Source organism: Microbacterium sp. 18062, assembly GCF_902706225.1.
In the GTDB taxonomy this organism is placed as follows: Bacteria; Actinomycetota; Actinomycetes; order Actinomycetales; family Microbacteriaceae; genus Microbacterium.
The window spans coordinates 1-21175 of record NZ_CACSKB010000021.1 but is presented as its reverse complement, the minus strand read 5'-3'; the positions used below and the strand labels follow the sequence as shown (position 1 = coordinate 21175).

19 protein-coding genes and 1 pseudogene are annotated in these 21175 nt (G+C 68.5%); 11 read left to right on the top strand and 9 right to left on the bottom strand.

The window, feature by feature from the left end:
- Positions 1-72 precede the first annotated feature (72 nt).
- The gene (gene dxs, locus GVL03_RS09600) at positions 73-2028 is read left to right on the top strand and encodes a 1-deoxy-D-xylulose-5-phosphate synthase (RefSeq protein ID WP_159500774.1); all 1956 of its coding nucleotides are present in this window, start codon (positions 73-75) and stop codon (positions 2026-2028) included.
- A gap of 183 nt (positions 2029-2211) precedes the next feature.
- Here dxs and GVL03_RS09595 read toward each other — a convergent pair whose 3' ends face one another.
- The 4 genes from GVL03_RS09595 to GVL03_RS09580 all read right to left on the bottom strand — a co-directional run bounded on the left by GVL03_RS09595 (position 2212) and on the right by GVL03_RS09580 (position 7425).
- On the bottom strand, positions 2212-4359 hold the full coding sequence (locus tag GVL03_RS09595) for a 3-hydroxyacyl-CoA dehydrogenase NAD-binding domain-containing protein (RefSeq protein WP_159500809.1): 2148 nt from the start codon (positions 4357-4359) through the stop codon (positions 2212-2214).
- Between the two features lie 11 nt (positions 4360-4370).
- Complete coding sequence (locus GVL03_RS09590) at positions 4371-5576, bottom strand: thiolase family protein (protein WP_159500773.1); 1206 nt, start codon at positions 5574-5576, stop codon at positions 4371-4373.
- Between the two features lie 72 nt (positions 5577-5648).
- Entirely contained in the window at positions 5649-6845 is a 1197-nt protein-coding gene (locus tag GVL03_RS09585) for a ribonuclease D (protein ID WP_159500772.1), read from the bottom strand.
- Positions 6838-7425 (bottom strand): DUF3000 domain-containing protein, encoded by a 588-nt coding sequence (locus GVL03_RS09580; protein ID WP_159500771.1) that lies wholly within the window; start codon positions 7423-7425, stop codon positions 6838-6840. Before GVL03_RS09580 ends, GVL03_RS09585 begins: the two co-directional genes overlap by 8 nt.
- Before the next feature lie 25 nt (positions 7426-7450).
- On the opposite strand from GVL03_RS09580, the gene GVL03_RS09575 reads away from it, so the two are divergent.
- Positions 7451-8674, top strand: coding sequence for a S9 family peptidase (locus tag GVL03_RS09575; RefSeq protein WP_159500770.1), 1224 nt, complete (start codon positions 7451-7453; stop codon positions 8672-8674).
- 129 nt (positions 8675-8803) lie between these two features.
- On the opposite strand, the gene GVL03_RS09570 is transcribed toward GVL03_RS09575, so the two are convergent.
- Both GVL03_RS09570 and GVL03_RS09565 read right to left on the bottom strand, forming a co-directional pair.
- On the bottom strand, positions 8804-9244 hold the full coding sequence (locus GVL03_RS09570) for a SufE family protein (protein ID WP_159500769.1): 441 nt from the start codon (positions 9242-9244) through the stop codon (positions 8804-8806).
- 130 nt (positions 9245-9374) lie between these two features.
- Positions 9375-10277: a sulfurtransferase gene (locus GVL03_RS09565; RefSeq protein WP_159500768.1), complete on the bottom strand. Its 903-nt coding sequence runs from the start codon at positions 10275-10277 to the stop codon at positions 9375-9377.
- Positions 10278-10397: 120 nt separating this feature from the next.
- Here GVL03_RS09565 and zapE point away from each other — a divergent pair, with 120 nt between their 5' ends.
- The 9 genes from zapE to GVL03_RS22625 all read left to right on the top strand — a co-directional run bounded on the left by zapE (position 10398) and on the right by GVL03_RS22625 (position 18611).
- Positions 10398-11432, top strand: a complete 1035-nt coding sequence (gene zapE / locus GVL03_RS09560) for a cell division protein ZapE (RefSeq protein ID WP_159500767.1) — start codon at positions 10398-10400, stop codon at positions 11430-11432.
- Between the two features lie 195 nt (positions 11433-11627).
- A complete protein-coding gene (locus GVL03_RS09555) occupies positions 11628-12854 on the top strand; it encodes an ammonium transporter (RefSeq protein ID WP_159500766.1) in 1227 nt (408 codons plus the stop codon).
- Between the two features lie 79 nt (positions 12855-12933).
- Entirely contained in the window at positions 12934-13428 is a 495-nt protein-coding gene (locus tag GVL03_RS09550) for a type II toxin-antitoxin system PemK/MazF family toxin (protein WP_159500765.1), read from the top strand.
- A 484-nt stretch (positions 13429-13912) separates the two neighbouring features.
- Positions 13913-15073 (top strand): sensor histidine kinase, encoded by a 1161-nt coding sequence (locus GVL03_RS09545; RefSeq protein WP_159500764.1) that lies wholly within the window; start codon positions 13913-13915, stop codon positions 15071-15073.
- Entirely contained in the window at positions 15070-15717 is a 648-nt protein-coding gene (locus GVL03_RS09540; protein ID WP_159500763.1) for a response regulator transcription factor, read from the top strand. The genes GVL03_RS09545 and GVL03_RS09540 overlap by 4 nt, the downstream gene beginning before the upstream one ends.
- A gap of 140 nt (positions 15718-15857) precedes the next feature.
- Positions 15858-16538 carry an ABC transporter ATP-binding protein gene (locus GVL03_RS09535; RefSeq protein ID WP_235038102.1) on the top strand — a complete coding sequence of 227 codons (681 nt, stop codon included), beginning with the start codon at positions 15858-15860 and terminating at the stop codon, positions 16536-16538.
- A gap of 209 nt (positions 16539-16747) precedes the next feature.
- Positions 16748-17311, top strand: coding sequence for a hypothetical protein (locus tag GVL03_RS09530; protein WP_159500761.1), 564 nt, complete (start codon positions 16748-16750; stop codon positions 17309-17311).
- Between the two features lie 7 nt (positions 17312-17318).
- Complete coding sequence (locus GVL03_RS09525) at positions 17319-18062, top strand: ABC transporter permease (RefSeq protein ID WP_159500760.1); 744 nt, start codon at positions 17319-17321, stop codon at positions 18060-18062.
- Positions 18063-18200: 138 nt separating this feature from the next.
- Positions 18201-18611, top strand: coding sequence for a hypothetical protein (locus tag GVL03_RS22625; protein ID WP_306770327.1), 411 nt, complete (start codon positions 18201-18203; stop codon positions 18609-18611).
- A gap of 657 nt (positions 18612-19268) precedes the next feature.
- Here the strand turns inward: GVL03_RS22625 and GVL03_RS09515 are convergent.
- The 3 genes and pseudogenes from GVL03_RS09515 to GVL03_RS22310 all read right to left on the bottom strand — a co-directional run.
- Positions 19269-19943, bottom strand: a complete 675-nt coding sequence (locus tag GVL03_RS09515; RefSeq protein WP_200847125.1) for a DUF6036 family nucleotidyltransferase — start codon at positions 19941-19943, stop codon at positions 19269-19271.
- On the bottom strand, positions 19940-20431 hold the full coding sequence (locus GVL03_RS09510) for a hypothetical protein (RefSeq protein WP_159500759.1): 492 nt from the start codon (positions 20429-20431) through the stop codon (positions 19940-19942). Before GVL03_RS09510 ends, GVL03_RS09515 begins: the two co-directional genes overlap by 4 nt.
- 305 nt (positions 20432-20736) lie before the next feature.
- Positions 20737-21175, bottom strand: a pseudogene (locus GVL03_RS22310) (hypothetical protein); the annotation flags it as partial.

The window sequence follows — 21175 nt, the reverse complement described above, 5'->3', positions numbered from 1 at the left end:
GCTTCAGCGTCGCGCCCGAACTAGACTGGGCCGACGTTCTTCCGAACGGTCCTCGACGGCGAAAGGAGTGGGATGTCCCTGCTCACCTCCCTCTCGGGACCTCGTGATCTCGACGCGTTGACGCTCGAGCAGCTCGAGCAGCTCGCCGCGGAGACCCGATCGTTCCTGATCGAGAACGTGGCGCGCACGGGCGGTCACCTCGGCCCGAACCTCGGTGTCGTGGAGCTGACGATCGCCCTTCACCGCGTGTTCGACTCGCCGGGCGACCCCATCATCTTCGACACCGGGCATCAGTCCTACGTGCACAAGCTCCTCACCGGCCGTCGCGACTTCTCGGGACTGCGCTCACGCGGGGGACTCGCCGGATACCCGCAGCGCGCCGAGAGCCCGCACGACATCGTCGAGTCCTCGCACGCGTCGAGCTCGCTGAGCTGGGCCGACGGCATCTCCCGCGCTTTCGCCCGCACCGGACGCACGGACCGGCACGTCGTGGCGGTGGTCGGCGACGGCGCCTTGACCGGCGGCATGACGTGGGAGGCGCTGAACAACATCTCTGACGACAACGACCGCAACCTCGTCATCGTCGTGAACGACAACGGGCGCTCGTACGCCCCGACGATCGGCGGAATGGCCCGGTATCTCAACCGGGTGCGCACGGGCGACGCGTACCAGACCCTGCATCGCGGATCGCGGAACCTGTTCACCAAGCTGGGGCCGGCCGCTCGCGCCGTGTATCGAGGCGTGCGCGGCGGCACGCACGGCTTCCTCTCCCGTTTCACGAACAACGAGGCGCTGTATTCGAACCTCGACATCAAGTACCTGGGCCCGGTCGACGGTCACGACATCCCCACCCTGCTGGAGACGCTGCAGCTCGCGAAGAACTACGGAGCGCCCGTCATCGTCCACGTGATCACCGAGAAGGGGCGCGGATACCAGCCGGCGATCGACGACGAGGCCGATCAGTTCCATGCGGTGGGCCGCATCGATCCCGTGACCGGCGAGACCCTCGGCGGCGGGGGCGGCACCGCCTGGACGGACGTCTTCGCCGAGCAGCTGGTGTGCATCGGCGACGAGCGCACCGACGTCATCGCGATCACCGCCGCGATGCTGCGCCCCACGGGGCTCCTGCCGTTCGCGCAGAAGCACCCCGACCGCGTCTACGACGTGGGCATCGCGGAGCAGCACGCCGCGGCATCCGCGGCGGGCCTGGCGTACGGCGGCCTCCACCCGGTCGTCGCGCTCTACGCGACGTTCGTGAACCGCGCCTTCGACCAGGTCCTGATGGATGTGGCGCTCCACCGTGCCGGTGTGACCTTCGTGCTCGACCGTGCGGGCGTCACCGGTCCCGACGGCCCGAGTCATCACGGCATCTGGGATCTCGCGATCCTGCAGCTCGTGCCCCGCATCCGCATCGCCGCACCGCGCGACGCGGCGCGGCTGCGCGAGGCGCTGGCGGAGGCGGTCGCGGTGGACGACGCCCCGACGGTCCTGCGCTATCCGAAGGGCGAGGTCAGCCCCGATCTTCCGGCGATCGAGCGTCTGCCCGACGGCGTCGACGTGCTCGCCCGACCGGCCGCGGCCGATGTCCTGATCGTCGGCATCGGCCCGATGGCCCACGTGGCGATGGACGTCGCCGCGCGCCTGGCGGCACAGGGCATCGGGGCGACCGTCGTAGACCCGCGCTGGGTCGTGCCCGTCCCGGCATCGGTCGTCGAGCTCGCCGCCGCTCATCGGCTCGTGATCACGATCGAGGACGGCATCCGCGTGGGGGGCATCGGCACCCGGATCCGTCAGGTGCTCCGCGAGGCGGGCGTCGACACCGCCGTCGACGAGCTGGGCGTGCCCGACGAGTTCATCGACCACGCCTCGCGGGACCAGATCCTCGACGACGCGGGGCTGACCGCCGCCAAGATCTCCCAGGACGTCGTCGCGCAGGTGCTCGGCATCCGGATCCCGATCGCGCGTCCCTCGGGCGACACAGGGGCGCTCTTCATCCCGGATGCGGCACGCACCCCCGACGATCGCTGATCCGCTCACGACGGCGAATGCGGCGTAGGCGTCGGTCTGACGCTGCGTGAGCCCGGTGGCTGAGCGAGCCGAAGGCAAGACGAATGCGAGACGAAGCACCCACCGGGCTCCTTCGTCTCGTCGCTTCGCTCCTCGTTCAGGGACCGCGAGCGCGCAGCGAGACGCAGCGGGAGGGCTTTCGGGTCAGCGCGAGGCCACGCCACGGACCGGCGGATGGTGGAACGTGTCGCCGAACACGCGTTCCGATGCGCCTTCCCGGTCGAGGTAGGGCGACGCCCCGCCGTCGATGAAGGGCCACCCGGCGCCGAGGACGAGGCACAGGTCGACGTCCTCGACCTCGGGCACGACGCCCTCGTCGAGCATCAGCCGGATCTCCTGCGCGAGGCCGTCCTGCACGCGTTGCAGGATGGTCGCCTCGGACGCGGGGGACGACCCCACCGCGCCCTTCAGCACCTTCTCCGCGGCCTTCGTCCAGCCGCTGACGGCACCGCGCTTGTCCTTCTCTACGACCTCCGGAAGCTCGGCGAGGGCGTGGAAGTTCTCTGAGGCGAAGAAGCGGTCGGGGAAGGCGTGCGCCATGGTGTCCTGCACGTGCGCGGCGACCTTCCAGCCGACCAGATCGATCAGCTGGAACGGCGTCATCGGCAGGCCGAGCGGGGCGAACGCCTTCTCCACGGTCAGGAGCGGGGTCCCCTCGTAGACGGCGCGCGCCGCCTCGCCCATGACCTTGGCGAGCAGCCGGTTCACGACGAAGCCGGGGGCGTCCGCGGTGAGCACCGCGTTCTTGCCGAGGCCCTTGGCGACCACGAACGCGGTGGCGAGGGACGGGACGTCGGTCACCGGGGTCTTCACGATCTCGATCAGCGGCATGACCGCGACCGGGTTGAAGAAGTGGAAACCGACCAGGCGCTCCGGGCGGGCGAGCTTCGCACCGATCTCCGCGACGGACAGCGACGACGTGTTCGTCGCGAGGATCGCGTCGTCGGCGATGAGCGGCTCGATCTCGGCGAACACCTGCTGCTTCACGCCGACCTCTTCGAAGACCGCCTCGATGACGAAGTCGCAGTCGGCGTACTCCGACTTGTCTGTCGTCCCGCGCACGAGCGCGCGCAGCTGGTTCGCGGTGTCGGCGTCGAGCCGCCCCTTGGCCTCGAGCTTGCCGATCTCCTCGTGGATGTGGGCGATGCTCTTGTCGACGCGCGCCTGGTCGAGGTCGGTGATCAGCACCGGCACCTTCAGGCGGCGCACGAACAGGAGCGCGAACTGGCTCGCCATGAGCCCGGCGCCGATGACGCCGACCTTCGTGACCTTCTTGGCGAGGGCCTTGTCGGGGGCGCCGACGGGGCGCTTGGCCCGCTTCTGGACGAGATCGAACGCGTACATCGACGCCGCGAACTGGTCGCCGACGACGAGGTCCGCGAGGGCCTCGTCCTCACGGGCGAAGCCGTCCTCCTTGGTGCCGCTGCGTGCCCTCTCGAGCAGGTCGAGCGCCACGTACGGCGCGCGCGGCACCGTTCCGATCCGGCTCTCCAGCATGCCGCGGGCCACCTTGATCGCGATCGGCCACTTCGTCAGCCGTTCGATCTTGCCCGGCTCGTTCCTGCGCTCGACCTTGACCGCGCCCGAGAGCACGCCGTCGGCCCAGGCGAGGGAGTCCTCGAGGTAGTTCGCGGGGGAGAAGATCGCGTCGAAGATCCCGAGGTCGAAGGCCTGCTGCGGCTTCAGGGTGCGGTTCTGCTTCAGCGGGTTCGAGATGACCACCTCGAGCGCGTTCTCGATCCCGATCAGGTTCGGGAGCAGGTACGCGCCGCCCCATCCCGGGATGAGGCCGAGGAACACCTCGGGCAGGGCGATGGCGGCGGCCGAGGAGTCCACCGTGCGATACGTCGAGTTCAGCGCGATCTCGACACCGCCCCCGAGCGCGAGGCCGTTGACGAACGCGAAGGAGGGCACGCCGAGCTCGGACAGTGAGCCGAGCACCTGGTGGCCGCGCTGGGCGATCAACGTGGCCGCCTCGCGGGAGGGCACGCGGGACACGTCGGAGAGATCGGCGCCCGCGGCGAGGATGTACTGCTTCCCGGTGACGCCGACGGCCTGGATCTCGCCGGCCGCGGCTCGGACACGAAGACCCGTGAGCGTCTCGCCGAGCTCCTTCAGAGTCGCGGGCCCGAGGGTGTTGGGCCGCGTGTGGTCGCGTCCGTTGTCGAGCGTGATGAGCGCGAGGACCTTGCCCGACGCGAGACGGACGTCGCGCACCGGTGAGTGCGTGACGACCTCGTCGTCGGTGAAGGCGTCGAGGGGGGAGAAATCGATCGAGTCGTAGTTCGTCATCGTGGTCGCTCTCACTTCTTCTTCTTGCCGTCGAAGTAGGGGTTCTCCCAGATCACGGAGCCGCCCTGGCCGAGGCCGACGCACATGGCGGTGAGGCCGTAGCGCACGTCGGGGCGCTCGCGGAACTGCGCGGCGAGCTGGATCATCAGACGCACACCGGATGCGGCCAGCGGATGGCCGAGGGCGATGGCACCGCCCCACTGGTTGACGCGCGGATCGTCGTCGGCGATGCCGAAGTGGTCGAGCAACGAGATGACCTGGATCGCGAACGCCTCGTTCAGCTCGAAGAGCCCGATGTCGGGGATCGACAGACCGGCCTTGCGGAGGGCCTTCTCGGTCGACGGGATCGGGCCGATGCCCATGATCTCCGGCTGAACGCCCGCGAACGCGAAGGAGACGAGCCGCATCTTCGGCGCCAGTCCCAGCTCCTTGACCGCGCTGCCGCCGGCGAGGAGCCCCATGGTGGCGCCGTCCGTCAGCGGCGACGACGTGCCCGCCGTGACCCGGCCGTGTGGGCGGAACGGGGTCTTGAGCGCCGCGAGGTCCTCCATCGTTGTCTGCGGACGGCGGCCCTCGTCCTCGGTGGCGAGCCCCCAGGCGCCCGCGGCATCCTTCACCCCGACCGCGACGAGATCGGGCTGGAACCTGCCCGCGTCATACGCCGCCTGCGCCTTGTGCTGGCTCAGCATCCCGAACCGGTCGCTGCGCTCCTTGGTGAGATGCGGGAACCGGTCGAAGATGCGCTCGGCGGTGACGCCCATGTTGAGCGCGCCGGGATCGACCAGCCGCTCGGCCACGAAGCGGGGGTTCGGATCGGAGTCGGCGCCGATCGGGTGGTGGCCCATGTGCTCGACGCCGCCGGCGAGGGCGAGGTCGTACATGCCCACCCCGATCGAGCCCGCCATGGTGGTGACGCTCGTCATCGCGCCCGCGCACATGCGGTCGATCGCGAAGCCGGGAACCGTGAGGGGGAGCCCCGCCAGGATCGCTGCGGAGCGGCCGAGGGTGAGTCCCTGGTCGCCGGTCTGACTCGTCGCCGCGATGGCGACGTCGTCGATGCGGTCACCGGGAACACCGGGGTTGCGCTCCATGACCCCGATGATCGTCTTCACGACGAGGTCGTCCGCGCGGGTGTTCCAGTACATGCCCTTCTCTCCGGCGCGACCGAAAGGGGTGCGTACGCCGTCGACGAAGTAGACGTCCGAAATCTCGGCCACTCTGCCTCCAATATCTGGGTTTCGTCCACCCTAGGAGGGGCGTCCGGACGCCTGGAATCGGTTGGGTCGAACCTACGAACTCGTTTCCGGCGGGCTCACGGTCTCTTGCACGGAACCCACAAAGGCTTCGGCGATCACCTGTGCGGTTTCGTGTACCTGCCAGGGGCGCGCGCCCGCGGCCGCGAGCGCCTGCGCGATCGACGTAGCGTCGACGGACGCGGGCGGGTCCCACGCCAGACGGCGCAGGAGCTCGGGGGTGAGCAGATTCTCGGTCGGCATGTTGAGCTCTGCGGCTCGTGCCTCGACGAGAGGACGCGCGGCCTTCAGCCGTGCATCCGCACCCGGGTTGCGGTCGGCCCACGCGCGCGGCGGCGGCAGGGTGTCGCTCGGCACGCGGTCCGGCGGCAGCTCGGTCATCGTTCGCCCGCGTTCGAAGGCCGCCCACCATCTGTCGAGCTCGCTGCGGCTGGCCCTGCCGTTGAACTCCTTCAGCCCGCTCAGCGCGCGCTTGGTCTCCGGGTCGGCGGCGATGGCCGCGATGAGCGAGCGATCGGGAACGAGCCGGCCAGGCGCGACGTCCTGCGCGATCGCCAGCTCCTCGCGGGCCGTCCACAGCTCGCGCGCGATCGCGAGCGAACGTCGTCCGCGGAGGGAGTGCAGGCCGCTGAGGCGACGCCACGGATCGGCGCGGGGCGCTTTCACCGGGCGCTCCAGCACGGCGCGGAACTCCTGAGCGGCGGCCTCCGTCTTGTGCTGCTCGACGAGCTCGGCCGCGAGGATGTCGCGTACGTCGACGAGGTGCAGGACATCGAGGGCCGCATACTCGAGCCAGGACGGCGGAAGAGGGCGGGTCGACCAGTCTGCGGCCGAGTGCGCCTTCGCCAGTGTGATGCCGAGGGTGTCCTCCACGACCGCGCCGAGGCCGACCCGATCGCGTCCCAGCAGTCGCGCGGCGAGCTCGGTGTCGAAGATCTGCTGCGGCTCGAGCCCGAGCTCGCGCAGAGACGGGAGATCCTGGCTCGCCGCGTGCAGGACCCACTCCTCGGTCCCCAACACCTCCTGGAGCGCCGGGAAATGGGAGAGCGCGGGCGGATCCAGCAGGAAGACCCCGGCTTCGCGACGGAAGATCTGCACGAGGTAGGCGCGCTGCGAGTAGCGGAAGCCCGACGCCCGTTCCACGTCCACCGCCAACGGCCCCTCGCCCGAGGCGAGGACCGACACCGCCGCATCCAGCGCCGCGTCATCGGTGATCACGGGGTACTCAGCCACGTGCCTGTCCTCTCGTTCTGATCACGTCGATGTCCTCCGACCCCGGAGGGAGTCCGGCGAGCATGCACAGCAACTCGGCCCAGGCCTCGACGTGCGCGCCGAAGCGGTCGGTCGGCGACCAGGAGGCGCGCAGCTCGATCTGCGCGCCTTCGCCCTCGTCGGCGAGCCCGCCGAAGCCCTTCGACAGCGTCTTCGTCGCGGTGCCCGAGGGGGAGTGGTAGCGCGCGCCGTGCGTGGCGAGGGCGTCGACGAGCCAGGACCATGCCACATCCGCCACGAGCGGGTCGAGCCCGATGTCGGTGTCGAGCGGCGCCTGGGCGAAGCAGACCACACGCCACGGCCCGCCCCAGGGATCGGGCTCCTCCGGGTCGTGCAGGAGGAGGAAGCGGCCGGTGCCGTACGTCGACTCCCCATTCTCGGCATCGGGGCGGATGTCGCCGGCCAGCGCGATCGCGCGGGGCGCGAGCCCGGTCGGCGCCGGGATCTCGCGCACCACCAGGTCGGCGCGGAACTCGACCGATGCCACATCCGCCACGGCGTCCTCGAACGACGACGGGAACGGGGCAGAGTGGTGGGCCATGGCGACAGACTAGGCTGAACCCACGATGAAGAACTCCAGGCGCGCCGCCCGACTCGGCGCCTCTCCCGTTCTCCGCGGCGCTCTGAGCGGGGCTCTCGTCGGCCTCGCCGCAGCGACCGCGCTCACCTCGGCGGCCCTCGGCGCTGTGGCGATCCGCGTGGCCCGCCAGGTCGTGACACCGGCCGTGCGGCGTGCGGACACCCGCATCCTGGCGCTCGATCCGGCCTCGCAGACGGTGACCCTCGAGCGCAACGACGACACGACGCTTCCCGGCCGGTACGGCCTGTTCACCCGCGGCACCGAGGACTACGTGAAGCTCGGCAGCGTGCTCGCGGAGAACGACGGCGGCGTCAAGCGCAAGCTGCTCACCCACGTCGGCCACGACGCGCGGCTGTCGGCCGAGGCCGCGTTCAGCGGCTGGTACTACGACCGCCCCGAGCAGCTCCAGCTGCCCTTCTCCTCGCAGCTGATCGGCTCGGCGGTGGGTCCGTGCCCGGCGTGGCTCTTCCCGGCGGGGACCGAGACCGACGTGTGGTGCATCCAGGTGCACGGCCGGGGCACGACGCGGGCCGAGTGTCTCCGGGCGGTGCCGCTGATGCACGGCCTCGGGATCAGCACGCTCGTCGTCTCGTACCGCAACGACGGCGAGGCGCCGCGCAGCCGCACCGGCACCTACGGGCTGGGCGCGACCGAGTGGCGAGACGTGGACGCCGCGATCGGGTTCGCCCGTCGCGCCGGCGCCCGCCGGATCGTGCTCATGGGCTGGTCCATGGGCGGCGCCGTCGTGCTGCAGCTCGCGCTGAGCTCTGCGCACCGCGACATCATCGCGGGCATCGTCCTGGACTCGCCGGTCGTCGACTGGCGGGTCGTGCTCGACTACCAGGCGCGGACCCTGAACCTGCCGCGGTCCGTGACGAACATCGCGATCTCGGCGCTCGAGTCGGACTGGGGCACCGCGTTCACGCGCACCGGCCGGCCGATCCCGTTCGATCGGCTCGACGTCGTCGCCCGTGCCGGCGAGCTGCGCCATCCGATCCTGATCCTGCACAGCGACGACGACGGCTTCGTGCCGTCGGACGCGTCGCACGATCTCGCGGTCGCCCGCCCGGATCTGGTCGAGCTGGAGGTGTTCGAGGTCGCTCGGCACACGAAGCTCTGGAACTACGACGAGCAGCGGTGGACGGCCCGTATCCGCGAGTGGCTGCGGGCTTGTGGACTCACCCGCGAGGACGTTCCGGCGGACGGCTGAGCCCGGTCTCGGTCAGCTGCTCAGCGCCCCTGTGGGGCGCTCCGTGGGGTGGGGAAAGTCCAGGCAATGCGCCTGTTCAACAGAACCGGGGCGGGGAGACTTCGGGTCAGCGGCCCGGGTCGATGACCGTCAGACCGGCTGCTTCGCCCGGACCTGCCGCTTCGCGCGCAGCAGCATCCCGGTCATGCCCGCGATCCGGAGCGGCGAGACCGCCCGGGTGAGCCCGATGCTCTGCGGGTAGTCGTCGGGGACCGAGAGCGCCTCGTCCACGGTGAGACCGGTGAGCCCCTGGACCAGGATGCTCGCGAACCCCCGGGTCGTGGGTGCCTCGGCGGGAGCGGTCGCGTGCATCGCCACGATGCCGTCCGCCGACACGTCGACGACGATGTACACCGGCGACTGGCACTCCACGACGCGCTCGCACAGTTCCGGATGGTTCTCGAACTCGGCCGGAACGGCCGGCAGGTCCTGCGAGAACTCCAGCAGCAGCTGCAGTCGCTCCGGCTCCGGCAGCGCGAGGAAGTCCTCGCGGATCTCGGCGAGGGAGTCGGGGAGTGCACTGTCGCTCATCCGGCACATTCTCCCACGCGGGCGGAGCGTCTCGGCCTCTCGCAGGGCACTCCGTTCGGCGGATCAGCGGCCTGGGTCGCTGGCGACCGACGAAGGATACGAAGTCTCCCCCTCCGAGGAGACTCTCGAGTCAGCGGCCGGGGACCGCGCCCGGTTCGGACCCGGCGACGATCGGCACACGCACGGCGCTGCCCCATTCGGTCCACGAGCCGTCGTAGTTGCGGACGTCCTCGAAGCCGAGGAGGTGCTTCAGCACGAACCACGTGTGGCTCGAGCGCTCACCGATCCGGCAGTACGCGACCACCGAGTCGCCATCGGCGAGTCCCGCCTCGTCCCGGTAGATGGCGTCGAGCTCGGCGCGTGACTTGAACGATCCGTCCGGTGCGACCGCTCGGGCCCACGGCACGCTCTGCGCCGAGGGGATGTGCCCGGCGCGGAGGGCGCCTTCCTCGGGGTAGGCGGGAGCAGTGGTGCGCTCACCGCTGTACTCCTCGGGAGAGCGCACGTCGATGAGCGGATTGCCCAGGTGCGCCAGAACATCCTCCTTGTAGGCGCGCAGAACGCTGTCGTCGCGCTCGACGACCGGGTAGTCGGTGGGTGCCGGTGTCGAGGGATCGGTGGTGAGCGGGCGATCCTCGGCGATCCAGCGGTCGCGTCCGCCGTCGAGCAGGCGCACGTCCTCGTGGCCGAAGAGCGAGAACACCCAGAGCGCGTATGCGGCCCACCAGTTGTTCTTGTCGCCGTAGATCACGACCGTGTCGTCGCGCGAGATGCCCTTCCGGCTGAGCAGCTCGGCGAAGCCGGCGCCGTCGACGTAGTCGCGCACGACGGGGTCGTTGAGCTCGGTGTGCCAGTCGATCTTGACCGCGCCGGGGATGTGCCCGGTCTCGTAGAGCAGGACGTCCTCGTCGGACTCGACGATGACCAGGCCGGGGGAGTCGAGGCGCTCCTGCAGCCAATCGGCCGATACGAGACGCTCCGGGTGGGCGTAGGCGGCGAACTTCTCGGACGTGGTGTCGGTCTCGACGGTCACGGGTGCTCCTCGCGATCAGGGTATGGAGGACGGCGTAGGGTGGAAGCCGTCTGCATCGACCCTAGGTTTCTCGGGCGGGAGACGCATCCGAATCGTAAACAGGGGACACAGGCTGCCCGCATGACTTCCACTGCGACTCCGACCGGGATCGTCCACCTCGTCGACCGCACACCCCAGGTGACCGGCGCGGAGATGGTGGCGGCGCTCGTGCCGCCACCTCAGTTCGCCGACGCGAGCTTCGCCTCGTACCGCACCGACGACGCCTATCCCTCGCAGGAGGACGCGAAGGAGACGCTGATCGCGTTCGCCGGAGGCGTCGCCCCCCACGCGAAGCGGGGGCTCTTCCGGCGCGCACCGAAGTCCCCCGACCGCAAGCCCGGCGTCTATCTCGACGGCGGCTTCGGCGTCGGCAAGACCCACCTGCTGGCCTCCATCTACCACGCGATGCCCGCGCGCCGGAAGTACTTCGGCTCGTTCATCGAGTACACGGCGCTCGTGGGCGCGCTCGGCTATCAGCAGACCGTGGAGCTCTTCCGCGGCTCGGATCTGCTCTGCATCGACGAGTTCGAGCTCGACGACCCGGGCGACACCATGGTGATGACCCGGCTGCTCGGCGAGCTCGTCTCGTCCGGGACGAAGCTGGCGGCGACCTCGAACACGCCGCCGAACGCGCTGGGCGAAGGGCGCTTCGCCGCGCAGGACTTCCTCCGCGAGATCAGCGCGATGTCGGCGAGCTTCGAGACGCTGCGCATCGACGGCGTGGATTTCCGGCAGCGTGCCGTGGACGGGCACGCCGCAGTGCTGCCCCATTCCGCATACGAGAACGAGCTCGCCGCCGCTGCAGCCACCGGCACCGTCTCGGACGATGCGTTCGGCGCACTGGTCGCGCACCTGGCGACGGTCCACCCCTCCCGGTACATCCGTCTGCTCGAGGGACTTCAACTGATCGGGGTGCGCGATGTATCGGTGCTCACCGATCAGTCGGCGGCACTCCGCTTCGTCGCGTTCGTCGACCGCGCCTACGACGCGCAGATCCCGGTGCGCTCGACCGGGGTCGCGCTCGACGGCGTCTTCGGCGAGGAGATGCTCGCCGGCGGGTACCGCAAGAAGTACCTGCGCGCGATCTCGCGTCTCATCGCGCTCACACACGCCTGAGAGCGGATGTCGGGGAGCTTCCCTGGCCGACGAAACATGATGTTCACCTCATCGGCGTTCCTGTAACACGCCCGTAACGATGCACGCCTGCGGCTGGAACCGCCGGTCGGGAGACTGGCGGAGCCCGATGCCTCTGCGACCCGACGAAGCGGACGCGCGGGAAATCCGAGTAACACGACATGGATGAGGAATCTCATGGACAGCGGAAATCTCGCCTGGTCCGTCGCTGCGACGGCACTAGTGCTCTTTATGACGCCGGGAGTGGCGTTCTTCTACGGCGGACTGGTCAAGGCCAAGAGCGTCGTCAGCATGATGATGATGAGCTTCGGTGCGCTCGGTCTCGTCAGCGTGCTGTGGGTCCTCTACGGATTCAACATGAGCGGCGTCGAGAGCACGTGGGCATTCGCCGGCAACCCGTTCGCCGACTTCGGTCTGGGCAGCGCCGACAGCGACACCCTCGTGGGGGCGACCTACGGTGCGACCTTCGCGATCATCACGGTCGCGCTCATCTCCGGAGCGATCGCCGACCGCGCCAAGTTCGGCTCCTGGCTGATCTTCGCGGGCGTCTGGGCCACCGTGGTGTACTTCCCGGTGGCGGCCTGGGTCTGGGGCGGCGGCTGGATCCTGAACCTCGGTGAGACCTTCGGCTTCTCGACCGGCGTCATCGACTACGCCGGTGGCACGGCCGTGCACATCAACGCGGGCGCCGCGGCTCTTGCCCTCGCCCTCGTCCTCGGCAAGCGCATCGGGTTCCAGAAGGGCATCACCAAGCCCCACAACGTTCCGCTGGTCATGCTCGGTGCGTCGATCCTCTGGTTCGGCTGGTTCGGCTTCAACGCCGGTGCCGAGGGCACCGCGGGCCTCCTCGGCACCGGGGAGACCTCGGTCGGGCTCATCATCATCAACACCCTCGGCACGACCGCCGCGTCGATCATCGGCTGGCTCGTCATCGAGAAGCTGAAGGACGGCAAGGCCACGTCGGTGGGCGCCGCATCCGGTGCGGTCGCCGGTCTCGTCGCCATCACCCCTGCGTGCGCCAACCTGACCCCCGGCTGGGCGCTCCTGCTCGGCATCATCACGGGTGCCGTCTGTGCGCTGGCCGTCGAGCTCAAGTGGAAGCTCGGCTTCGACGACTCGCTCGACGTCGTGGGCGTGCACCTCGTCGGTGGCCTCATCGGCACCCTCTACCTCGGGTTCTTCGCGACCGAGACGGGCCTGTTCGTCGGCGGCAACATCGAGCAGCTGGTCCTGCAGTTCGTCGCGGCGTTCGGCGTGCTGATCTACTCCTTCGTGCTCGCCTGGGTCATCGGCTTCGCGATCGAGAAGACGATCGGCTTCCGCATCAAGAACGACGACGAGCTCGCCGGTGTCGACACCACCGTGCACGGGGAGGCGGGCTACTCGCTTACCGAGCAGGCCTGAGTCACTCGTCACACAGCCCGCAGGAGGGGCGTCGCGGTTCGGCCGCGGCGCCCCTCCTCCGGCGTCTAGGGTCGTCTCCATGGCTTCGATGCGCACGCTCTTCACCCGTGTCCTCCGAGCGCTCGCGCCGCGCCGCACCGGCGCGGCGTCCGTGGTCGCCGCCGACACCGAGACGGTGGAGCTGTCGCCTCTCGGCATCCGTGGCCTGAACGTGACGTACGACCCCCGTCCCGATGGGCGCGCGGATGCGGGGGAGATCGTCTGGACCTGGGTGCCCTTCGCGGAGCGCGACGGGCGGGGCAAGGACCGCCCCGTGCTGATCATCGCGCGGCAGTCGGCGGAACGGGTGTACGCCGTGAAGCTCACGAGCCGCTCCCGCGACGGGGAGCGCGAGTACGTGTCGATCGGGTCGGGCCCCTGGGATCCGCAGAACAGGCCCTCGTGGGTCGATCTCGATCAGCTCTACAGCGTCCACGTCCGCGGGCTCCGGCGCGAGGGCTCCGCGCTCTCGCCGGCGGCCTTCGGGCGTGTGGCGGATGCCCTGCGCGAGCGGTACGGGTGGCGGCGCGCCTGAGGTCCGGTTCCCGTCGGAAGAGGCGAAGCCCCGGAGCGCGCTCCGGGGCTTCATCGGTGGACCTTCCCAAGCGATTCTCAGACAAGCGTCCGGCGCTGAAATCGTTGATTCGCCGTGTTCTCAAGGGCTCCGAAGGGCGCGGAGCGCGCGGTCGAACCTCGGTGAGAAGCGATACGCGGGGCGTTGTCGCAAGAAACTCGGTGAAGTCTCAAACACGATTGACCCCTGAGCAGCGGGCGGAGCTGGTCGCCGATTACTGGGCCTGGACGACGACGGTCGCGGTAGGGCGGGTGACCTCTACGAAGCGGGGTTGACGTTGGCGGAGGTAGCCGAACGACTCGCCGTTGATTCGATAACGGTTCGCGATGCCGTTGTCGGCACTGGGGCAGAGATTCGCCCGCGAGGTAGACAAACACGTGGGGCGTCTCGACCCGCTTCTCATCCCGCTCAGAGCGTGTCGATGGCCGCCTCGTACGATTGATGGATGGGAGCCAGCTCGGAGGGTGCGGATCGTGATCTCCACGATTCGCGCTCGCGTGGGTTCTCCGTTCTTTGGATTCGGTCGCGCCTGCTGACGAGCCTGCTCCTCGGGTTCGCGGTATTCGTAGGGCTCTGGTTGACCGTCACGCCAGATGGGGTCATTGCTCGCTGGGCTCAGCTTGCGTTGGGCGCGATCGCTGTAACCGGTGTGATGGTCAGTTCGCGTCTGCCGCTTCTCGCAGTGATCGTGACGGCTGCTGCGACTGCCTGTGCGTGGCTCCTCGGCGTGACTGCTGATCCGTTCGTGCTGACAGGATTCGCGGTGTTTGGGTTGGCGGAGACACGTGGAGGACGCAAGTTTCCGTGGTGGATGTTTGCCGGTGCGTTCGTCGTGGTGGTCGCGTCTGCGATCTTTGGTGCGGAGGGCGCCGAAGATCGCTTCCGTGGGATGTTGCTGAGTGCGCTCGTGTTGTCCGTCGCGTGGGTGCTCGGCGTGCGGACACGAGAGGTCAAACGCGAGGCTGCAGCTCGGTCACGGGCGGAGGAGCGTCTTCGCCTCGCACGCGATGTTCACGATGTGCTGTCGCACTCCTTGGGATCGATCGGGGTGCAAGCGGGCGTTGCTGCCCACGTCACCGTTCTCGGCGCTGACGATCTGCGTGAAGTGCTGCGCGGTATCGAGAGCGACGTGCGGTTGTCGCTGTCAGAGCTGAAAACCCTCCTGCAACTGGAACGGTCGGACATCGAGGCGGATGACATGGCGTCGAGTCCTCTCTCGGCGGCGCTTGCGGGCGTTGCGCTGACCGCGGAAAAGGCGGGTGTTGCCGTTCACCTCGACACGGAACAAGCAATCGATGTTCTTCCTGCCGATGTGCGGACGACGGTGCTCCGGATCGTGCAGGAAGCGGTGACAAACGTCGTCCGGCACGCGTCGGCGTCTTCCGTGGCCGTGACGCTCCGCATTTCCTCCGAGGCGGTCACGGTTGGTGTCGAGGATGACGGCCAGGGAGCGCGGGGCGAGATCAGACCCGGACACGGCTTGATGGGTATGCGCGAGAGAGCCGAGCTGCTGGGCGGCACGGTGGACTTCACCTCCTCGACCTCCGGATCCACGGTGTCAGCAGCCGTGCCGCTACAAAGGCGCTCGGTGGGAGGTCAAGGATGACTGCGATCAGGGTGCTGATAGCCGATGATGAGCCGGCGATCCGCTCGTCGCTTCGGCTGCTGGTTGACAGCGATGTCGGCATGGAGGTCGTGGGCGAGGCCGGCGACGGCGAGGCGGCGGTCGAAAGCGCTACGCGCCTGTGTCCGGATGTCGTGTTGATGGACGTGCAGATGCCCCGGATGACTGGGTTGGAAGCCACCCGTGCCCTCGTCGCGGAACCGGATGGGCCGCGGGTGATCGTGCTGACGATGTTCGACTTGGACGAGTACGTGTACGAGGCACTACGGGTCGGGGCGTCGGGGTTCTTGCTGAAGAACAGTCCTCCCAGCGAGGTGTTGCACGCGATCCGCGTCGCGCACGAGGGCAACGCGCTGCTCGCCCCGGAGGTGACGAAGCGACTGATCGGACGCTTCGCACCCCCGCGCGAGGATCACCGGCTCGACCACCTCACGGAGCGGGAGCGCGAGACGCTGGCGCTCATCGGGCAAGGCAGATCGAATGCGGAGATCGCGGCTGAGCTGTTCGTCACCGTGACGACGGTACGCACCTACGTCAGCCGCATCCTGACTAAACTCCAGACCCGCGACCGCGCGGGGCTCGTCGTGATCGCCTACGAGAGCGGCATCGTGACCCCCACATCTTAATGATCCCGTGACCGCCACTGGCGCATCCGACTGTCAACTCTCGCAGACTGACATCTGCCGGCCGAGTCGGTTGGCTTGTCGACATGATCGAAGTCAGCCATCTGGTCAAACGTCACGGCTCACGCGCAGTCGTAGACGACGTGAGTTTCATCGCACTTCCGGGCCGGGTCACCGGCTTCCTCGGACCCAACGGTGCGGGAAAGAGCTCGACATTGCGCGTCCTGCTCGGGCTGGATCGCGCGACCAGCGGCGCGGCACTGATCGACGGGAGCCCCTATCGCTCCTTGGAGCGCCCACTGTGGAAGGTCGGGGCGATGCTCGATGGCCCGGGCGCGAACAAGGGCCGCACGGCGAGGGCGCATCTGAGATGGGTGGCGCAGTCCAACGCGATCCCCACCCGACGCGTGGACGAGGTACTGGAGCTCACCGGTCTTCGGGATGCCGCGAAGACGAGGATCGGCGGGTTCTCGCTCGGGATGGGGCAACGTCTCGGGATCGCCGCTGCACTCCTCGGCAACCCCGACGTGCTGGTGCTGGACGAACCGACGAACGGGCTCGATCCTGACGGCATCCGGTGGACCAGGCGCTTCCTGCGCTCCCTCGCCGATGACGGCAAAGCGGTTCTGGTGTCCAGCCACCTGATGAGCGAGATGGAGGATACCGCCGACGATTTCGTGGTCATCGCCCGCGGCCGGGTGCTTGCGGCGGGCACCGCGGCAGAGGTTACCGGTACACACGACACCTTGGAGGACGCGTTCTTCGCACTCACCGACGAGCACACGGAGTACCGCGCCACCGGTGCGGACGGGGCGACGGCATGAGCGGTCTTCTGCGAAACGCTCTCCCTCTCGCGCGTTCGGAGTCCACCAAACTAGTCACCGCTCGCGCCACCTGGATACTCGGGCTGGTCACGATCCTCGGCACCTGGCCGATGGCATGGAGCAACGCCGCGTCAGCAGTGGGCATCGCACCCGATGACCCTCGACTGTTCTCTGCCGAGCCGATCCCGATCGAGTACCAGGGCTTCGACATGGCCGGCTTCGGATACGTCCTCGTCGTCGCTCTCGCTGCGTTGTGGGCCGGAAGCGAGTACGGCGGCGGCACCCAGATCCGCACCACGCTTTTGGCCACCCCGCGAAGACTTCGCGTGTTCCTGATGAAGACGCTGCTCCTCGCGACCACGGTTGCGGCGATTGCATTCTTGGCGATGTGGGGCACGTTGTTGATCACACACGCGGCCGGTGAGACCGGCGTCGATCCGTGGGCGTTGAACCCGGCGATCTGGGCGAATCTCGGCGGCGTCACGATCGCATGGACGCTCACTGCGCTGATCGCGTTCGCCGTCGGTGTCCTCGCACGCACTGCCCTCCTGCCGCTGATCGTCGTCGTGCCGCTGGTGATCGGCGTAGGCGACTTCCTCGCGGGATTCTGGGTGGGCGCGAAGTATCTCCCCGTTGCCGCGGGAGCCGCCCTCTACTCTGATCCCGCGACCGGCATCCACCTGGACCCGCTCACCGGCGGCATCGTCCAAACCGCTTGGGCAGTGGTTCTGCTCACCGCCGCCGCGGCCGCCTTCGTGCGCCGAGACCTGTGAGGCACCGATGATTCACACCCTCCGCGCCGAATGGACCAAGGCGCTTACCCTGCGCAGCATCGAGGGCACACTCGCCGCCGCGCTCCTTGTGCCGCCCGCCCTCGCTCTCGCTTCCGGCCTCGCCTTCGACGGCACGACAGCCGCGGCGATGTCGTTCCCCGTCGAGTCACACGGATTCGAGACGGCCGGGTTCGGGCAGCCGTTGATCATTCTGCTCGCCGCGCTCATCGCCGGAACCGAATATACCGATGGCCAGCTCCGCACCACACTGACGGCCACACCCCAGCGAGGCCGTGTGCTTGCCGCGAAGTTCACGGTGATCGCGGCGGTGGCGCTGCTCGTCGGCATCCTTGCCACGAGTGCGGCTGTGCTCCTCAAACACGCAGCGCTCGGTGAACAGGGGCTCTCTTTCGGTGAGTTCACCGCGGGAATGGGGTGGAACCTGGTCGGCGTCGCCGGGAACTACACGCTGATCGGCCTGATCGCGGCAGCGATCACCGTCCTTGCCCGCACATTCATCGTGACGCTCGTCGTGCTCGTGCCCCTGGTACTCGGACTCACCATCTCCTTGCTCGGAGTCATCCCGGCGTTGAAGTTCCTGCCCGACCTTGCAGGAATCCAGCTTCTGACGAGCTATCCGGGAGTCGGACTCCTCGACCCGATACCCGGCGGAATCGTGATGGCCACGTGGACCGCACTGCTCGGGGTCGCGTCCTGGCTCTCCTTCCGCAAACGCGACACCAATGGCTGAGTATGGCTATAGCGGCCGCCCCGAACGGACTCCGCACCTGGCACGCAGGCGCTGAGGAATGGCGGGGCGGCCTTCTCGCCCTTGGCAGCTCGGACTCGTTCACATCACAGTCCAGTTGATCCTGTCGCGTTCGATTGTGTGAAGCTGATCATCGTCCGTTCTGGGAGCGCCCTACTATTCAGCGAGTTTGGTACCCGGCACGTGCAGGTCGGTGATGTCGTTCTTCTCGCCGCTCAGACGCTCTGCGGCGCGGAGCCAGAGGGCAGCGTGACGACGACCACGATCTACCTCGACCGCGACTACTTGATCGATCAGGTGTTCTGGCAGTACGCCGCGCAGTTCTGCGACCGTCACAACGCACGCGACTTCTTCGAGGCCCGCTACTCGACACCCGCGCAGATCGTTAGGATCGGCGAAGACCGCGCCGCCCATCTCATGCCGTGGCTGGATGAGCTCGCCTCCCTCCGTCTGGATGGGCCACAGCCTGAACAGTTCCTCCGAGCGCAAGCGCTGCTCTCTCAGTGCTCGACGTCGTTGCTTCTTTCATAACGACGGCCGCAGGCGTGCCGAGCATCGGTCGCGGCAGCGCTGTGGTACCTGCTGCTCCGCGGCATCGTCGGTTCAAACCACTACGCATCGAAGCCCGCCACGTCGCGCGGCTCATACGGGATGATCCGGCGCGCCGATGGACTGTCCCGGAACTGGCGGAGGCTGCGCACTTGTCGTCGTCGCAGTTGAGGCGTGTGTTTGTGGAGGCGTTCGGGAAGCACCCATCGCCTACCTGACGATGGTGCGGACCGAACGCATGGCGCAACTCCGCTCGACGGAGCTTCCGATCAAGCAGATCGCAGCAGAAGTGGGATGGGCAGACCCCGACTTCGCCGCTCGCCGGTTCCGTCGAGGTGGGGTATAGCCGCACACGAACCGGCGGTTCGTGTGCACGTCTGATTCGGACGCCGTTGCGTAGACATCAGCACCGGCGGGCTGCGACACTGCGGAGCTGGTCAAACCGATTGTCTGACCAGCTCTCCGTGGGGAGTTTGAACAACGGCGGTCGGGTCTCTCAAAGTGGGCGATACCGGACTCGAACCGATGACCTCTTCCGTGTGAAGGCGCCCGGGTCGCGGGTTCCCCTGATTCTCCGGGGCCTCCGGATGGCTCACAGACCCCTGAATCCGTCCTCGGGGTGATTTTGGGGTGAGCGGCTCAGCGTCCGAGTGGGGGTGGTTGAGGACCGTTCGATCGGTTCGAGCCGAGCCCGAACGCCTCCGGCGGCGGGAGCTTGGCGCGGCGCTCCGTGCCCCGCTGCGGTGGCCGCTGTGAGGTGTGTTTCTGCTCTGCGCGACGTGCCGCAGCCCGCTGGGCGACGTCCTCCACGATGTAGCGGTGCCGGGGCAGGAGCCGCCCAACCGGATAGGTGCTCGTCAGCAGTTCGATGCCCTGCTCGGCGGTGGTGTAGCCGAGGCGGAGGAACAGGGTTGCAGCGTCGTCCAGGTCGCGTTCGTCGCGGGAGGCGTGCAGCTTCATCGCCAGCAGGTACTCGGGCGAAGCGACCTGCACCAGCAACGACTCCGACTCGAACACAGTGGTCGGGTGCTCGTCCTGGCCGGGCAGGAATCCCTTGGCGGCATCGTTGAGCCAGTCCGGCTCCAGCTCGTGCGCGGCGCCGATCGCTTCGGCGGCCTGGCGCACCTCCGGCGCGGGAACGAACAGCGCGTCCACGTCGCGGGTGAGGCGGCCATGGTCGTAGGCCAGTGCCATTGCCGCCCCGCCCACGACGAACAGCTGCGCGTGAATCCCGGCCGCTGCGAGCTGATCGGAGAGTTCCTGGAACAGGGCGAGGACGCGCTCGGCATCCAACTCGGCGCCGTGCTCGATCATGCGCGGTTCAGCGACCGTCCGGTGATGAAGATGCCCCGCTGACGGAACGCCCGCGGACTGTCCTGCTCCGCCTCGCCGCGGAAGATCGCGGGCACGGCGGGGAACCAACGATCGGCGCGACGGGCTGGTTCGAGCGCCCATGCCTGTGCTCGCCAGCCGTCGCGCTCTGCCAGGTGATCGGCCAGCGCGGCAAACGCCGCATCGAGCTCCACCGATCCAGTGGGGGCGGGCTCATCCGTGAACACCTCGGCGGCAACCTGCACGCCGCCCCTACGGAGGGTCGAGGTGTAGTCGTCGAGGGTCTGGAGGATGCCGAACCGCCAGCACGCTTCCAGAGTGTCTCCGGCCGCGAGCAAAGCTGCGCTGCGGTCGGCATTTTCGGCCGCCGTGTGACGCACGCCGACGCCGACAGCCGGCACGGCGGCAGGGGCGGTCTGGGCGCGATCCAGCAGCGCACCTATCGACAGCACTTCGCCCTGGAACACCATGACAGCTTCCCTCCCTCAGTCTTCATTCTCCCAGACGATTCGCCGAAAGTCCCGAGGACCTCCGTCGCGTCAAATCGCAGGGATACGTCCGGCCTGCTCCAGATAGTCGGCGAGTCTGGTAGTCGACGGTAGTTGCCGCAGTTCGTCGGCCGTGACCACCGGGCATCGGCGGAGTCGTCTCCAGGAGCGAGGATGCCGTCCGTCGCAGCCGCGAGGAGCTCATGATTCTCGAACGGCGGCCGTCGCCGGTCGGCACGGTAGCGACCCACAGCTCTCGGACGGTCTGGACGTGCAGCCCAGTCTCCTCAAATGCCTCCCGAGCCGCCTGTCGCGCAGGACGTCATGGCGCTCTCGATCTTCGGGAGTGTGAACGCGGGGTCGCCGTCTGTCGAAACCTGCCCGGTGGGGGAGACACCACGACCGGGCCGATACCAGACGCGAAGCGATGCCCCATCGTCTTCGATGGCATAGGCGCCGTCATGGAAGGGCTGGTAGCCATCGTCTGCGAGAGTCGTCGCGACTTCGGTGAGCAAGATGCCGTCTACGCGGTAGACGGTCCCCGCTCCTTGAAAGAAGCGCGTTTCCTCTTCGATGACGTAGCCCGTGTTGCAGCCGCCGCTAAGCCCCGATCCACCGATGAGCCTCGGCTGAGCGCGGCTGGTGTGATGGACGGGCGGTGATGTGTCGAGGGCAGGGGTGAGTTCCGGGCGTCGCATCCCGGTCGTCCACGTGGTCCTCGGTCGT

Excerpts from the sequence above, each read along its gene's own strand:
- GVL03_RS09570 (WP_159500769.1), bottom strand. The coding sequence starts at position 9,244 with ATGAGCGACAGTGCACTCCCCGACTCCCTCGCCGAGATCCGCGAGGAC.
- GVL03_RS09550 (WP_159500765.1), top strand. The coding sequence starts at position 12,934 with ATGGCTTCGATGCGCACGCTCTTCACCCGTGTCCTCCGAGCGCTCGCG.
- GVL03_RS09515 (WP_200847125.1), bottom strand. The coding sequence starts at position 19,943 with ATGATCGAGCACGGCGCCGAGTTGGATGCCGAGCGCGTCCTCGCCCTG.
- GVL03_RS09545 (WP_159500764.1), top strand. The coding sequence starts at position 13,913 with ATGGGAGCCAGCTCGGAGGGTGCGGATCGTGATCTCCACGATTCGCGC.
- dxs (WP_159500774.1), top strand. The coding sequence starts at position 73 with ATGTCCCTGCTCACCTCCCTCTCGGGACCTCGTGATCTCGACGCGTTG.
- GVL03_RS09575 (WP_159500770.1), top strand. The coding sequence starts at position 7,451 with ATGAAGAACTCCAGGCGCGCCGCCCGACTCGGCGCCTCTCCCGTTCTC.
- GVL03_RS09595 (WP_159500809.1), bottom strand. The coding sequence starts at position 4,359 with ATGACGAACTACGACTCGATCGATTTCTCCCCCCTCGACGCCTTCACC.
- GVL03_RS09540 (WP_159500763.1), top strand. The coding sequence starts at position 15,070 with ATGACTGCGATCAGGGTGCTGATAGCCGATGATGAGCCGGCGATCCGC.
- GVL03_RS09525 (WP_159500760.1), top strand. The coding sequence starts at position 17,319 with ATGATTCACACCCTCCGCGCCGAATGGACCAAGGCGCTTACCCTGCGC.
- GVL03_RS09510 (WP_159500759.1), bottom strand. The coding sequence starts at position 20,431 with ATGGTGTTCCAGGGCGAAGTGCTGTCGATAGGTGCGCTGCTGGATCGC.
- GVL03_RS09580 (WP_159500771.1), bottom strand. The coding sequence starts at position 7,425 with ATGGCCCACCACTCTGCCCCGTTCCCGTCGTCGTTCGAGGACGCCGTG.
- GVL03_RS09530 (WP_159500761.1), top strand. The coding sequence starts at position 16,748 with ATGGCCGGCTTCGGATACGTCCTCGTCGTCGCTCTCGCTGCGTTGTGG.
- GVL03_RS09555 (WP_159500766.1), top strand. The coding sequence starts at position 11,628 with ATGGACAGCGGAAATCTCGCCTGGTCCGTCGCTGCGACGGCACTAGTG.
- zapE (WP_159500767.1), top strand. The coding sequence starts at position 10,398 with ATGACTTCCACTGCGACTCCGACCGGGATCGTCCACCTCGTCGACCGC.